This is a genomic window from Sulfitobacter sp. M85 (genome assembly GCF_029285915.1).
Taxonomy (GTDB): Bacteria; Pseudomonadota; Alphaproteobacteria; order Rhodobacterales; family Rhodobacteraceae; genus Sulfitobacter; species Sulfitobacter faviae.
The window spans coordinates 703762-716856 of record NZ_JABECQ010000001.1 but is presented as its reverse complement, the minus strand read 5'-3'; the positions used below and the strand labels follow the sequence as shown (position 1 = coordinate 716856).

The following is a 13095-nucleotide window of genomic DNA, read 5'->3' as shown; positions in this document are numbered from 1 at the left end:
ACTGGTGCTTTTGTTATTCCGGTCTTATCAGAGCGGCGGGCGACCCGGGTACAAGTCGTCTCCGGCGGAGCTTGCCACCTGTATAGACGCAGGACGAATCACAGGTCAAAGCAAAAGCGAATCAGTCGCCGATAAAACGAATCGTTGCGATTCGGTTAAGCGGCGGGCGCGGCGGCACCTCTATGCCGATGCGGCCCCATCACTGCCGCGGCGCCAAGGATCAGCCCTGAGACAGTCGCGATCATCCCCGCCGCCGAGACCGAATCCCGCAGCCCAATCCACAGCGGCCCGTAACCTGCCAAGACATAGCCCAAAATCGCGGCCACCGTGGCAAAACCCACCGACCATGCGATCTGATGCTCCAGCCGGTTGGTCATCATCCGCGCGGCAGCGGGCGGGCAGATGAACATGGCGATCACGATGATGCTGCCCACCGCGTCAAAGGCGGCCACGGCGGCAATGGCGGCAACGATCACCAGCCCGAGGCCCAAGGGGCCGGTCTTCATCCCGATGGTGCGGGCAAAGCCTTCGTCGAATGTGCTGATCTTGAGCGGACGCCAGAACACCGCCGTGAAAAGCGCCACGAAAAGAAACGTGATCGCCATGCGCGGCAGCTCCACCGGGATGGTCGCCAGCGCCTCGGGGTCGAGCAGCGACCCCCAGCCGGTCGCATCCAGCCAGATCAGGCTTTCGAGGTTGCCATAAAGCGCATGTTCCACGTCGAGATGCACGTTGCTGGTGTCGGATTGTTCCAGCAGCAGCACGCCGCCCGCGAACATCGCGGTAAAGACCACGCCCATGGCCGCGCCGGATTCGATCTTGCCCAAACGCCGCACGCCTTCGATGGCCAGCACGGCGACCAGCGCCGCGCCCGCCGCGCCCAGCAGCATCGGCCAAGTGCTGACCACACCGGTCAGCAGGAACGCCACGACGATCCCCGGCAGCACCACATGGCTGATCGCGTCACCGATCAGCGCTTGGCGGCGCAGGACAAGGAAGTTCCCCGGCAAGGCGCAGGCCACCGCCACGAAGATGCCCGTCAGCATCGGCACCAAGGACAGGGGGACGAATTCGGAACCGTTCATGCCATCACCCCGCCGCGCATGTCGATGCGGCTGTCGATTTCGCGGATTTGGTCGGCGGTCAGCACCGTCTCAATGGGGGTCAGACCGTCATATTGCTGGGCCGCCGCTTCGTAAGCTGGATCGCGGCGGATCAGTTGCCAGCGGGTTTCATCGCGCAGCGCCTTGGCCGCGCGGCCCCGGCCCGCCTTGGTGGCGACCCCATCGGGCAGGGCGTAGCCCTCGGCCCGCAGCAGGCGGAGGGTAAGTTGTTCGTAGATCGGCTGCCCATGGGCCAAGGCCAAGAGCCCCTGCCGCAGATGGACCCGACGCTGATAGCGCCGATGCCGCAGTAGCGCCGACAGCGCCCCGCGCCCCGGTGCCAACAGCAGCGACAGCGCAAAGAGCGCGAAGCCCACCAGAACGATGATCGGTCCCGTCGGCAGGTTCGGCTGCGCCGCCGACAGCGCCGCGCCGATATAGGCCGCGATGCCGCCGAGCGCGCCCGAGATCAGCACCACATGGTCGGTCCGCTCGCTCCAGAACCGGGCTGTCACGGGCGGGATGATCAGCAGCGCTACGATCAGGATCAGCCCCACGATCTTGAGCCCGACCACCGTCACGGCCAGCACCAGCCCCATCATCGCCAGATCCGTGCGCGGCACGTTCTGCCCGATGGCGGTGCCATATTCGGGATCGAAAGAGGCCAGCGTCAGCGGGCGGCGCAAGAGCAGCACCAGCGCCAGCGTCAGCGCCGCCGCCACGGCGATGATCAGCGCATCGCTGCGCAGCATCCCGGCGGTGGAGCCCAAAAGGAAATCCTCCAGCCCCGCCTGACGCCCCGCGCTCATGGTTTGGATCACCGTGAGCAGCACGATGCCAAGGCCAAAGAAAACCGACAGGACCGAACCGATGGCCGCATCCTCGGCCAGTCGCGTGCGGTTGCTGAGCCATGAGACCAAGAGCAGCCCCACCCCCGCCGACAGCGCAGCCCCCAGCAGCAGGCCGATCAGGTTGCGCCCATCGCCGCCCAAAGCGACCATCACCATGAAGGCCAGCGCCACGCCGGGCAGTGTCGCATGCGAAATCGCATCGCTCACCAACGCCCGTTTGCGCAGAAACAAAAAGGTGCCGCCGACGCCTGCCGCCATGCCCAAAAGCGTGGCCCCCAGCGTCACCAGCGTGGCGTTATAGCCCAGTTGCAGTGTCAGCGCGTCCCAGATCATGACAACTGCAAAGCATCCATCTGCGCGCCTGCCAAACGCCCGCCATAGGCGTCTTGCAGGTGGTTGGACTTGAAGACCTCAGCGACACTGCCTTCGGCGACGCGGTGGGTGTTGATCAGGAAGACATTGTCGAAATACTCAGGCACCGTGGACAGATCATGATGCACGGCGACGACCGTCTTGCCCGCATCCCGCAGGGATTTAAGCACCGCGATGATCGCCTTTTCCGTCGCCGCATCGACCCCGGCAAAGGGTTCGTCGAGCAGGTAGAGATCCGCATCCTGCGCCAAGGCCCGCGCAAGGAACACCCGCTGCTGCTGGCCGCCCGAGAGTTGGCCGATCTGGCGGGTGGCGAAATCCTCCATCCCGACGCGGGCCAGACAATCGGCGGCGCGGGCGCGGTGTACGGGGCGGATGCGGCCCAGAAGGCCCAGTTGCGGGTAAAGCCCCATCAGCACCACGTCGATCACGCGGGTTGGGAAGTCCCAATCCACGCTCGCACGCTGCGGCACATAGGCGATGCGGTGGCGCTGCTCGGCCACCGGCTTGCCATAGACGGTGGCGGTGCCCGCCAGCGGGGTAAGGATGCCCAAAGCGGCCTTGAGCAGCGTCGATTTCCCCGCCCCGTTCGGCCCGATGATCGCCGTCATCTTGCCCGGCGCGACGGTCATATCGACCGAAAAGACCGCAGGCTTCTGCCCGTAGGATACGGTCATCCCACGCACGGCGAGCGGGCTGTCGGCGCGGGCGGTCGGCGCGGTCTCACGCGTGCTGGCGATTTCGAGTGTCATGGATCAGCTTCCCTGTGCCAGCTTGCCGGTCATCCCGCCCGCATCCACCGGCGCGCCGAGCGCGCGGGCGATGGTGGTGACGTTGTGATCGATCATACCGATATAAGTGCCCTCATAGCTGCCGGGTTCCCCCATGGCGTCACTATAGAGCGACCCGCCGATCACGACCTCATGGCCGCGCGCCGCCGCGCCTTCGACCAGTGCGCGCATGTTACGGTCGGACACCGAGGTTTCGACGAAAACCGCGCCGATCTCGCGTTCGACAAGCTCATCGACGAGCGAAGAGATGCGATTGAGCCCTGCCTCGCTGTTGGTCGAGATGCCTTGAATGCCGATCACCTCGAAGCCGAAGGCGCGCCCGAAGTAGCTGAAAGCATCATGCGCCGTGACCAAGACGCGCTGGCCTTCGGGCACCTGCGCCACGGTCTCGGCGGCATAGGCGGCGAGTTGGTCCAGTTCCGCGCGGTAGGTCTTGGCATTCGCGGCAAAGGTCTCGACCCCCGCCGGATGTGCTTCGCTCAGCGCGCGGGTCACCTCATCCACCACGGCGGTCCAAGTGTTGGGGTCCATCCAGACATGCGGGTCATAGCGGCCCTCGTAATCCGGGTGGCTGAGCAGCCCCTCCTTGGGCAGGGCTTCGGCCACGGCGATCACGGCGCGTTTGCGGCCCAGATCCTCAAAGAACCGCTCCATCTGCGCTTCAAGGTAAAGGCCGTGCCAGAGCACCAGATCGGCCCGCGTCAGCGCCACGATGTCGCTGCGCGTCTGGCGGTAGCTGTGCGGATCGACGCCCGACCCCATGAGCGAGCGGACCTCCACCAGATCGCCACCAATCCGCCGGGCGGCGTCGGCGATCATGCCGGTGGTCGCAACGACGTTGAGCTTTGGAGCGGCAAAGGCGGCGGGCGCGGCCCCGAGCAGGGCAAATGCGCTCAGGCTGCCGATCAAAGCGGTGCGGCGGGACGGGCGAAACGGATCAGATGCATGTGTCATGGAGGTATTAGTGAGAACGATTCTCAATTAAGTCAACATTTGAGAATGGTTCTCATTAACAATTTCCGCATTTCGCCTGTTTTTCAGGCATTCGACCGGTGACGCGGGGTTAGCGTCGCTTGCTTTGGCCCCTGCCCCATGCCATTTTGCGCGCCAGACCAAACCGGAGAGACCCCGATGGCCACCCAGACGACCCCGCAGCACCGTGAGACAGAAACCGACGCGCCGGGCCATCTGCCCCAGGTCACCGAACCCCGCGTCGAACCGATGCCGCTTGATATGGATTGGCTGCGCTCGGTGCAGGCGAATACCTCGGCGATCGAACGCCGCGCCGCCGCCCTGCCCGCCCGCCGTTCGCTGAAAAAGGACCACCAAGCCGCGTGGCTGCTGCGCGCGGTGACCTGTATCGACCTGACGACCCTTTCGGGCGACGACACCGCACGCCGGGTCGAGCGGCTTTGCGCCAAGGCGCGCCAACCGATTGCGCCCGATCTGCTCGAGGCGCTTGGCATGGCGCCGATCACCACCGGCGCGGTCTGCGTCTATCACGAGATGATCCCCGCCGCGCGGCGCGCGCTGGAGGGCACGAACATTCCCATCGCCGCCGTCTCAACCGGCTTCCCAGCGGGGCTGTCGCCCTTGGAACTGCGCATTCGCGAGATCGAAATGAGCGTCGAGGCCGGGGCGAGCGAGATCGACATCGTGATCTCGCGCCGTCATGTGCTCTCAGGCGACTGGCAGGCGCTTTACGATGAGATGCGCGCCTTCCGCGAGGCCTGCGGCGAGGCCCATGTGAAGGCGATCCTCGCCACCGGCGAATTGGGCTCGCTGCGCAATGTGGCGCGGGCGTCGCTGGTTTGCATGATGGCCGGGGCCGATTTCATCAAGACCTCGACCGGCAAGGAAAGTGTTAACGCCACCCTGCCCGTGAGCCTCGTCATGATCCGCGCGATCCGCGAGTATTATGCGCGCACCGGCGTGCGCGTGGGCTACAAGCCCGCGGGCGGCATCTCGAAGGCCAAGGATGCGATCACCTATCTGGCACTGATGAAGGAAGAGCTGGGCGACCGTTGGTTGCAGCCTGACCTGTTCCGCTTTGGGGCGTCCTCGCTCTTGGGCGATATCGAGCGGCAGTTGGAGCATCACGTGACCGGCAATTATTCGGCGGCTTACCGCCACGCGACCGCCTGAGCCCGTTGCAGGCTGCGGGAAGGTATTTGGAAAAGGATGAAGGCATGAGCGTGTCCGACATATTCGAAAGCATGGAATACGGGCCAGCCCCGGAATCGGCGGCAGATGCGCTGGCGTGGATCGTCGATCAGGGCGGGCGGTTTGGCCATTTCATCGATGGCGCCTTCACTGCGCCGGCGGCGGGGTTTGACAGCACGAACCCGGCGACGGGTGAGGTCTTGGCCAGTCTAACGCAGGCGTCGCAGGGCGATGTGGATGCCGCCGTGAAGGCGGCGCGCAAGGCGCAGCCCAAGTGGGAGAAGCTTGGCGGCCATGGCCGGGCGCGGCATATCTATGCGCTGGCGCGGCTGTTGCAGAAACACGCGCGGTTGTTTGCGGTCTTGGAGGTCTTGGACAACGGCAAGCCCATTCGCGAGGCGCGCGATATCGACGTGCCCTTGGCGCAGCGGCATTTCTATTATCACGCGGGCATGGCGCAGTTGATGGAGAGCGAGTTGCCCGATGCGCAGGCGCTTGGGGTTTGCGGGCAGATCATCCCGTGGAACTTCCCCCTGCTGATGCTGGCGTGGAAGATCGCGCCCGCGCTTGCGATGGGCAATACCGTGGTGTTGAAACCTGCGGAATACACTTCGCTGACCGCGCTTTTGTTTGCCGATATCTGCCGTCAGGCTGGGCTGCCCAAGGGTGTGGTCAATATCGTGACGGGCGATGGCACCGTGGGCGAGATGATCGTCGGCCATGACGATATCGACAAGATTGCCTTTACCGGCTCCACCGCCGTAGGCCGCCGCATTCGCGAGGCGACGGCGGGGTCCGGCAAGGCGCTGACCTTGGAGTTGGGTGGCAAATCGCCTTACATCGTTTTCGACGATGCCGATTTGGACAGCGCCGTCGAAGGGCTGGTCGATGCGATCTGGTTCAATCAGGGGCAGGTCTGCTGTGCCGGGTCGCGCTTGCTGGTGCATGAGCCGGTCGCGGATCGGTTTTATGCCAAGCTGCGCGCGCGGATGGAGAAGCTGCGCGTTGGCGACCCCTTGGACAAAAGCATCGATGTGGGCGCGCTGGTCGACCCGGTGCAATACAAGCGCGTGAGCGAGATGGTCGAGGCCAATACCGCCGGTGAGCGTTTCGTGACGCCGGGGGAGATGCCGGAGAATGGCTGTTTCTATCCGCCGACGCTGATCACCGGGCTGAACCCGGCGGATCGGCTGATGCAGGAAGAGATTTTTGGGCCTGTGCTGGTCTCCACCACCTTCCGCACGCCCGGCGAGGCGGTGCAGCTGGCCAATAACACGCGCTACGGTCTGGCGGCGACGGTCTGGACCGAGAATGTGAACCTTGCCCTCGACATCGCGCCGAAGTTGGAGACCGGGATCGTTTGGGTCAATGGCACCAATATGATGGATGCCGCAGCCGGGTTCGGCGGCAAGCGTGAAAGCGGCTTTGGCCGCGAGGGCGGTTGGGAAGGTCTGGCGGGCTATACCAAGCCCAAGACGGCGCGGAAGCCTTTGAAGGAGATCGAAGCCTTCTCAGGTGAGGGTGTGCCGGAGGATGGGATCGACCGGACTGCGAAGCTCTATATCGGTGGCAAACAGGCGCGGCCCGATGGCGGCTATTCCGCGCCGGTTTGGGGCAAGTCGGGCGGTCTGTTGGGGCATGTGAGCCTCGCCAACCGCAAAGACCTGCGCAATGCGGTCGAGGCGGCGCATGCGGCGAAGGACTGGTCGAAAACCACCGGCCATCTGCGGGCGCAGATCCTGTACTACATTGCCGAGAACCTTTCCGCACGGGGGGATGAATTCGCAGCACGTCTGGATGCGATGCAGGGCACGAAGACGGGCCGTAGGGAGGTCGATGCGGCCATCGACCGGCTTTTCACCTATGCCGCTTGGGCCGATAAATACGACGGTCAGGTGCACAGCGTGCCGATCCGCGGCGTGGCGCTGGCGATGAAGGAACCCGTGGGTGTGATCGGCGCGCTTTGCCCTGCCGAGGCGCCTTTGCTGGGGCTGATCTCTTGCATGGCCCCCGCCATCGCCATGGGCAACCGGGTGATCCTCTCGGCGTCCGAGCCCTTCCCGCTGGCGGCGACGGACTTCGTTCAGGTGCTCGAAACCTCGGACGTGCCTGGGGGCGTGGTGAATATCCTGACCGGGCCGCAGGGGGATCTGGCCGAAGCGATGGCGCGTCATATGGATGTGGATGCGGTCTGGTCCTTCGGCGCCGCAGCGCTTTCCGGCATTGTCGAGAAAGGGGCCGCGGGCAACATCAAACGCAGCTGGGTCAACCATGGCATGGCGCGGGATTGGTTCGGGGCCGAGGGCGCGGGGCGCGACTTCCTGCAGGCCGCGACCGAGGTCAAGAATATCTGGGTGCCCTACGGCGAATAACGCCCACTGCCCGGCCTAAGCAGAAGCGCCGCCCCCTTTCGGGAGCGGCGTTTTTTTCATTCCTGCGCTGTGTCTGCGGCCTCTAGCCCTTCGGGCTGGCCGACGACAACGAAATGCAGGTTTTCGGGCTCCAACAGCTCGGCAGCGACGCGTTTGACGTCTTTGAGGGTGACCGCCTCGACCCTGTCGTTGCGGGTGGCGATATAGTCGGTCGGCAGGCCAAGCATCTGCATCCCGACGAGGATGTTGGCAATGGGCGTATTCCCATCGAAGCGCAGCGGATAGGCGCCGGTGATATAGGTTTTGGCGGCGTCCAATTCCTCTTGCGTGATGCCTTCGGCGGCGGCCTTGGCCCATTCGGCGCGGATCATCTCGATCGCTTCGGCGATGCGGTCATTGGCCGAACTGACGGAGCCGAGATAGGTCTCGGCCAGATCGCGTGGGGCGAGGTAGGAATAGACGCCGTAGGTCAGGCCACGTTTCTCGCGCACCTCGGTCATCAGCCGGGATTCGAAACCGCCGCCACCGAGGACGTGGTTCAGCACCGTCGCGGTGAACCAATCGGGATCGTCCTGCGCGAGGCCGGGCTGACCAAAGAGCGCGACGGATTGCGGCGTGGCGAAATCGACGACCGTGGTGCCACTGGGGATATCGACCTCGGCCCGGGGCGGCATCGGCGCGCCTTCGGCGGGCAGCCCCCCCAGCAGTCTGTCGAGCATTTGGCCCAATTCCTCGGGTGTGATGTCGCCCACCGCGCCGACGATGATGCGGTCCCGCGCCAGCACCGCGCGATGCGCGGCGAGCAGATCGTCACGGGTCAGGCCCGCGACGCTTTCCAATGTGCCGTTCAGCGAACTGCCATAGGGGTGATCCCCAAAGGCGATCCGGTCAAAGGTCTGTTGGGCGATTTTGTTGGGGTCTTTCTGGTTCGACTGGATGTTCGAAATCACTTGGCCGCGCACCCGCTCAATGGCGTCTTCGTCGAAACGCGGCTCCTGAAGGGCCGCGCGCAGAAGGTCGATCGAGGGCGCGCGGTTCTCGGTCAGGAAACGTGCGGACACGGAAAGCGCATCGTCAGAGACATCAAAGCTGAGGTTCGTGGCCAGCGCTTCGGTCGCGCGGCTGAAGGCGCGGGCGTCCATCTCGCCCGCCCCTTCTTCCAAGAGGCCGGTCATCAGGTTGATCGCGCCGCGTTTGCCGGGGGCATCGAGAGACGCGCCGCCACGGAAACGGATTTCGAGTGCCACGAAGGGGATCGAGTGTTCCTCGACCAGCCAAGCGGTGATGCCGCCGGGGCTGGTCACCTCCTGAATATCGATCTCGGCGCGGGCGGGGAGTGCGGCAATTACCGTCAGGATCAGGGCGTAGATCAGTCTCATTGCGCGTCCTCCTTCATCAGCCAGCCGGTGACCGATGCGCGTTTGTCGAACAGGTCGCGGGCGGCCTGCATGATGTCCTCGGCGGTGACGGCCTGAAGCACATCGGGCCAGACCTGCACGTCTTCGACCGTGAGGCCGATGGCGAGGGCCGAGCCATAACGATGCGCCACGCGGTCCGCGTCGTCGCGGGCGTAGATTTGATCGGCGCGCAACTGCGCCTTGAGACGATCAAGGTGTTCCGGGTCCACACCGGCCTCCATAAACTGCGCGAGCGCCTCGTCCAGCGCCTCTTCGGCCTGTTGCAGGCTGACGCCGGGCACGGGCAGCACGACGAGGTCAAAAGTCGTGTCGTCCAGCGTGTCGGCCTTGTAGAAGGCGCCGGTGTAATTGGCGATCTGCGCATCGAATTGCAGTTTCTCGGCAAGGTAGGACGTGGTGCCGCCGCCCAGCAATTCGCTGAGCAGCAAGAGCGCCGCCGCTTCCTCCTGTTCGCCGCTGTCACGTTCTTGGGCAAGATAGGAGCGGCGGACATAGGGCTGGGCCACGCGGGCGTCTTTGTAGATCAACCGGCGCTCCGCGATCTGGGGCGGCTCTTCGGTGCGCAGGCGTTCCGGCAAGGCGGGGTTGGCGGGGATTTGGCCATAGGTGGCCTCGGCCAGTTCGCGCACCTCTTCCGGCGTCACATCGCCCGAGACTACGAGGATGGCGTTATTGGGCGAGTAGTAGAGTTCATAGAACGACAGCGCATCTTCGAGGTCCAGCTCCTCCATCTCATGTTTCCAGCCGATGATCGGCACGCCGTAGCGGTGATTGAGATATTGCGCGGCGTTGATTTGTTCACTGAACAGCGCGGCGGGGTTGTTCTCGGTCCGCTGGTTGCGCTCTTCGAGGATCACATCGCGTTCGGTTTCGATGTTTTCGGGGGTCAAACGGATGTTCTTCATCCGGTCGGCCTCCATCTCCATCATCAGGCCAAGGCGGTCTGCCGCGACGCGCTGGTAATAGGCGGTGTAATCGTAGCTGGTGAAAGCGTTGTCGCGCCCGCCGTTGGCCGCCACCGTGGCGGAAAATTCGCCCGCTTCCAGCTTGTCGGTAGCTTTGAACAGCAGGTGTTCAAGGAAATGCGCCACGCCCGATGACCCTTTGGGTTCATCAGCCGAGCCTGCGCGGTACCAGACCATCTGCTGCACGACCGGGGCGCGGTGGTCTTCGACGACCACGACCTCCATGCCGTTATCAAGGGTGAAATGGGTGACCGCTTCGTTCTCGGTCTGCCCCGCCTGCGCGGCGGGAGCTGTGAAGAGCGTCGCCACCAGGGCCGCCATCATCGGCAGTCGGATCATTGCTTACCTCGAAATATATCGCCTCTCGCATTACCTACGCGGTCTGGCGCTACTTTCAAGAAGCCTAGCGAAAACGTGTGTCCTGCGGCGGGTAGGACGGCGTGCGTCCGCCTGCCTTGCGCCAGCGCTCCGCCTCGCTATGGGCGTCGAGGATCATGCGCTTGTAGGCTTGGCCGTAGCGGTCAACCGGCACGATACGGAATTGGGTGAAACGGCCCTTGCGCTTGCGGAATTCCGCGTCGGCCTCGGCCAAGCTCTCACGGATGCCGGGCTGCACGCCCATCCGGCCCGCATGTTGGACCAGCGCCGCATCCCCCGCCGGGATGCCAGCAGAGGTATCCAAACGCCCGCCGAATGCCGCCACCCCTTCGGCCACCGCCGAGCGGTCGGTCAGGTTCGCCTGCCCCGGCGCCGGCGTGGGCAGGGTGTTCAAGTTGTCGGGGCGTTCCAGCGGCTTGACCGGTTGGATCAGGAACTCATCGGGCCCTTCAGAAGTCGGCTGCAAATCGCGAAGGCCCTGATTGCTGCAGGCGGCGAGGGCCAGCGGGATCAAGCTGATGAGGGCAATGCGGCGCATGGTGTCTCCTTTCGGGGTCTGCTTGTTCAATATCGCAGGCAAGCGGGCAATGTCACTGACCTTTTTTGCCCCGGCGCTTGGGCGCGCTTTTCGGCTCTCCGGTAAAGAGGATCAGCCCCAAGGCCCCGGCAAAGATAAAGACATCCGCCAAGTTGTAGACGAAAGGGTTGTTGATGCCGCAGCAGGAGTTGTTCAGGAAATCGAGCACATAGCCGTAGATCAGCCGGTCCGCCACATTCGCCAGCGCCCCGCCGACCAGCAGGCCACCGCTGAGCTGCGCCCAACGCCCATGCGGGCTGCGCCAGAGCCATAGGGTGACGCCCGCGCAGATCACTAGCGCCACCACGATCAGCACCCATTGGCTCATGTCGCCGCCAAGGCCAAAGTTGATGCCCCGGTTTTCCCCGTAGCGGAAATTCAGCACCGGCGGCAGCACGTCGATGGAGCGGACACGCGCCAGTTCCATCATGTGAATGACCACGTATTTGCTGATCTGGTCGATCAGAAAGGCCACGAAGGCCGCGATGCCGAATGTCCGCATGGGACTCCCCTTCGTTTAGTGCCGGAAGTGGCGCATGCCGGTGAAGACCATGGCAAGCCCCGCCTCATCCGCCGCTGCGATCACCTCGTCATCGCGCATGGAGCCGCCGGGCTGGATCAGCGCCGTGGCACCGGCCTCAGCGGCGGTGATGAGGCCGTCCGCGAAGGGGAAGAAGGCATCAGAGGCCACGACCGAACCCTGCGTCAGGGGGGCGTCGATGTCCATCACCTCGGCCATGTCTTGGGCCTTGCGCGCGGCGATGCGGGTGCTGTCCACGCGGCTCATCTGGCCCGCGCCCACGCCCACGGTGGCGCCGTCCTTGACGTAGATGATGGCGTTAGACTTGACGTGTTTCGCCACGGTCCAGGCAAAGAGCATGTCATCGAGTTCTTGATCCGATGGCTTGCGCTTGGTCACGACTTTCAGATCATCGCGCGTGATGCGGCCTACGTCCTTGTCCTGCACAAGGAAGCCGCCCGAGACCTGCCGCACCGCCAGTTCGGCAGCGGTCGGATCGGCGAGGCCTTCGGTGGTCAGCAGGCGCAGGTTCTTTTTGGCGGCGAAGATGCGTTTGGCATCCTCATCCGCGCCGGGGGCGATGACGACCTCGGTGAAGATCGCGGCGATGGCCTCTGCTGTCGGCCCGTCCAGCGGCTGATTCAACGCGATGATGCCGCCGAAGGCCGAGGTGCGGTCACAGTCGAAGGCGCGTGTGTAGGCTTCCAGCAGCGTCTCGCCCCGGGCCACACCGCAGGGGTTGGCGTGTTTGATGATGGCGCAGGCGGGGCCGTCCTTGGGGTCGAACTCGCTAACCAGCGCAAAGGCCGCGTCGGTGTCGTTGATGTTGTTATAGGACAGCTCCTTGCCCTGATGCTGCACCGCGTTGGCCAGACCGGGGGCGTTCGAGCCATCGGTGTAGAAGGCCGCCTGCTGATGCGGGTTCTCGCCATAGCGCAGGGTCTGGGCCAACGTGCCGCCAAAGGTGCGGCGGCGCGGCGTGGCCTCGACCTGCGCGGCCATCCATGTGCTGACGGCGGTGTCATAGGCGGCGGTGCGGGCATAGGCGGTCTGCGCGAGACGCTGGCGCAGGGCGTAAGAGGTCTGGCCGTCGTTGGCCTCCAGCTCCGCGATGACCTCGGCGTAATCCTCGACATCCACCACCACATTGACGAAACCGTGGTTCTTCGCCGCCGAGCGGATCATCGCCGGGCCGCCAATGTCGATGTTCTCGATCACCTCGGCGTATTCCGCGCCCTTGGCGACGGTTTCCTCGAAGGGGTAGAGGTTCACCACCACCAGATCGATCGCGCCGATGTTGTGTTCGTTCATCGCGCCGACGTGTTCGTCATTGTCGCGCAGGGCCAACAGACCGCCGTGCACGACCGGATGCAGCGTTTTCACGCGCCCGTCCATCATTTCGGGAAAGCCGGTCACATCGGCTACATCCAGAACCTCCAGCCCCGCGTCGCGCAGCGCTTTCGCGGTGCCGCCGGTGCTGAGCAATTCGACGCCCCGCGCCGCCAAAGCCTTGCCAAGGTCCAAAAGACCGGTCTTGTCGGATACGGAAAGCAGGGCGCGTTTGATGGGATAGAGGTCGGGCATG

General features: G+C 64.5%; 11 protein-coding genes. 2 read left to right on the top strand and 9 right to left on the bottom strand.

Annotated features, from left to right (window positions below):
- Window positions 1-155: 155 nt before the first annotated feature.
- Genes HKX24_RS03650 through HKX24_RS03635 form a run of 4 tightly spaced genes read right to left on the bottom strand, consistent with a single transcriptional unit; the run spans window position 156 to window position 4071 of the window.
- Complete coding sequence (locus HKX24_RS03650; RefSeq protein ID WP_271692929.1) at window positions 156-1085, bottom strand: metal ABC transporter permease; 930 nt, start codon at window positions 1083-1085, stop codon at window positions 156-158.
- Window positions 1082-2287 carry a metal ABC transporter permease gene (locus HKX24_RS03645; protein WP_067266713.1) on the bottom strand — a complete coding sequence of 402 codons (1206 nt, stop codon included), beginning with the start codon at window positions 2285-2287 and terminating at the stop codon, window positions 1082-1084. Before HKX24_RS03645 ends, HKX24_RS03650 begins: the two co-directional genes overlap by 4 nt.
- Window positions 2284-3078 (bottom strand): metal ABC transporter ATP-binding protein, encoded by a 795-nt coding sequence (locus HKX24_RS03640; RefSeq protein ID WP_271692928.1) that lies wholly within the window; start codon window positions 3076-3078, stop codon window positions 2284-2286. The genes HKX24_RS03645 and HKX24_RS03640 overlap by 4 nt, the downstream gene beginning before the upstream one ends.
- Window positions 3079-3081: 3 nt before the next feature.
- Window positions 3082-4071 (bottom strand): zinc ABC transporter substrate-binding protein, encoded by a 990-nt coding sequence (locus HKX24_RS03635; protein WP_271692927.1) that lies wholly within the window; start codon window positions 4069-4071, stop codon window positions 3082-3084.
- A 177-nt stretch (window positions 4072-4248) separates the two neighbouring features.
- Between HKX24_RS03635 and deoC the strand changes: the two genes are divergently transcribed.
- Window positions 4249-5262, top strand: coding sequence for a deoxyribose-phosphate aldolase (gene deoC / locus HKX24_RS03630; RefSeq protein ID WP_209218436.1), 1014 nt, complete (start codon window positions 4249-4251; stop codon window positions 5260-5262).
- A gap of 44 nt (window positions 5263-5306) precedes the next feature.
- The gene (locus tag HKX24_RS03625) at window positions 5307-7652 is read left to right on the top strand and encodes an aldehyde dehydrogenase family protein (RefSeq protein ID WP_271692926.1); all 2346 of its coding nucleotides are present in this window, start codon (window positions 5307-5309) and stop codon (window positions 7650-7652) included.
- A gap of 56 nt (window positions 7653-7708) precedes the next feature.
- Here HKX24_RS03625 and HKX24_RS03620 read toward each other — a convergent pair whose 3' ends face one another.
- The 5 genes from HKX24_RS03620 to purH form a co-directional block, all read right to left on the bottom strand.
- On the bottom strand, window positions 7709-9031 hold the full coding sequence (locus HKX24_RS03620; RefSeq protein ID WP_271692925.1) for a pitrilysin family protein: 1323 nt from the start codon (window positions 9029-9031) through the stop codon (window positions 7709-7711).
- Window positions 9028-10374 carry a pitrilysin family protein gene (locus HKX24_RS03615; protein WP_271692924.1) on the bottom strand — a complete coding sequence of 449 codons (1347 nt, stop codon included), beginning with the start codon at window positions 10372-10374 and terminating at the stop codon, window positions 9028-9030. Before HKX24_RS03615 ends, HKX24_RS03620 begins: the two co-directional genes overlap by 4 nt.
- A 64-nt stretch (window positions 10375-10438) precedes the next feature.
- Window positions 10439-10951 carry a DUF3035 domain-containing protein gene (locus HKX24_RS03610; protein ID WP_271692923.1) on the bottom strand — a complete coding sequence of 171 codons (513 nt, stop codon included), beginning with the start codon at window positions 10949-10951 and terminating at the stop codon, window positions 10439-10441.
- A 52-nt stretch (window positions 10952-11003) separates the two neighbouring features.
- A complete protein-coding gene (lspA, locus tag HKX24_RS03605) occupies window positions 11004-11492 on the bottom strand; it encodes a signal peptidase II (protein WP_067266723.1) in 489 nt (162 codons plus the stop codon).
- A 15-nt stretch (window positions 11493-11507) separates the two neighbouring features.
- Window positions 11508-13094 (bottom strand): bifunctional phosphoribosylaminoimidazolecarboxamide formyltransferase/IMP cyclohydrolase, encoded by a 1587-nt coding sequence (gene purH / locus HKX24_RS03600; RefSeq protein ID WP_271692922.1) that lies wholly within the window; start codon window positions 13092-13094, stop codon window positions 11508-11510.
- Window position 13095: the final 1 nt, after the last annotated feature.

Bases quoted from the DNA above. Each gene is read 5' to 3' on its own strand.
- HKX24_RS03610 (WP_271692923.1), bottom strand. From the start codon at position 10,951: ATGCGCCGCATTGCCCTCATCAGCTTGATCCCGCTGGCCCTCGCCGCC.
- lspA (WP_067266723.1), bottom strand. From the start codon at position 11,492: ATGCGGACATTCGGCATCGCGGCCTTCGTGGCCTTTCTGATCGACCAG.
- HKX24_RS03635 (WP_271692927.1), bottom strand. From the start codon at position 4,071: ATGACACATGCATCTGATCCGTTTCGCCCGTCCCGCCGCACCGCTTTG.
- HKX24_RS03645 (WP_067266713.1), bottom strand. From the start codon at position 2,287: ATGATCTGGGACGCGCTGACACTGCAACTGGGCTATAACGCCACGCTG.
- HKX24_RS03640 (WP_271692928.1), bottom strand. From the start codon at position 3,078: ATGACACTCGAAATCGCCAGCACGCGTGAGACCGCGCCGACCGCCCGC.
- HKX24_RS03615 (WP_271692924.1), bottom strand. From the start codon at position 10,374: ATGATCCGACTGCCGATGATGGCGGCCCTGGTGGCGACGCTCTTCACA.
- deoC (WP_209218436.1), top strand. From the start codon at position 4,249: ATGGCCACCCAGACGACCCCGCAGCACCGTGAGACAGAAACCGACGCG.
- HKX24_RS03620 (WP_271692925.1), bottom strand. From the start codon at position 9,031: ATGAGACTGATCTACGCCCTGATCCTGACGGTAATTGCCGCACTCCCC.
- purH (WP_271692922.1), bottom strand. From the start codon at position 13,094: ATGCCCGACCTCTATCCCATCAAACGCGCCCTGCTTTCCGTATCCGAC.
- HKX24_RS03650 (WP_271692929.1), bottom strand. From the start codon at position 1,085: ATGAACGGTTCCGAATTCGTCCCCCTGTCCTTGGTGCCGATGCTGACG.
- HKX24_RS03625 (WP_271692926.1), top strand. From the start codon at position 5,307: ATGAGCGTGTCCGACATATTCGAAAGCATGGAATACGGGCCAGCCCCG.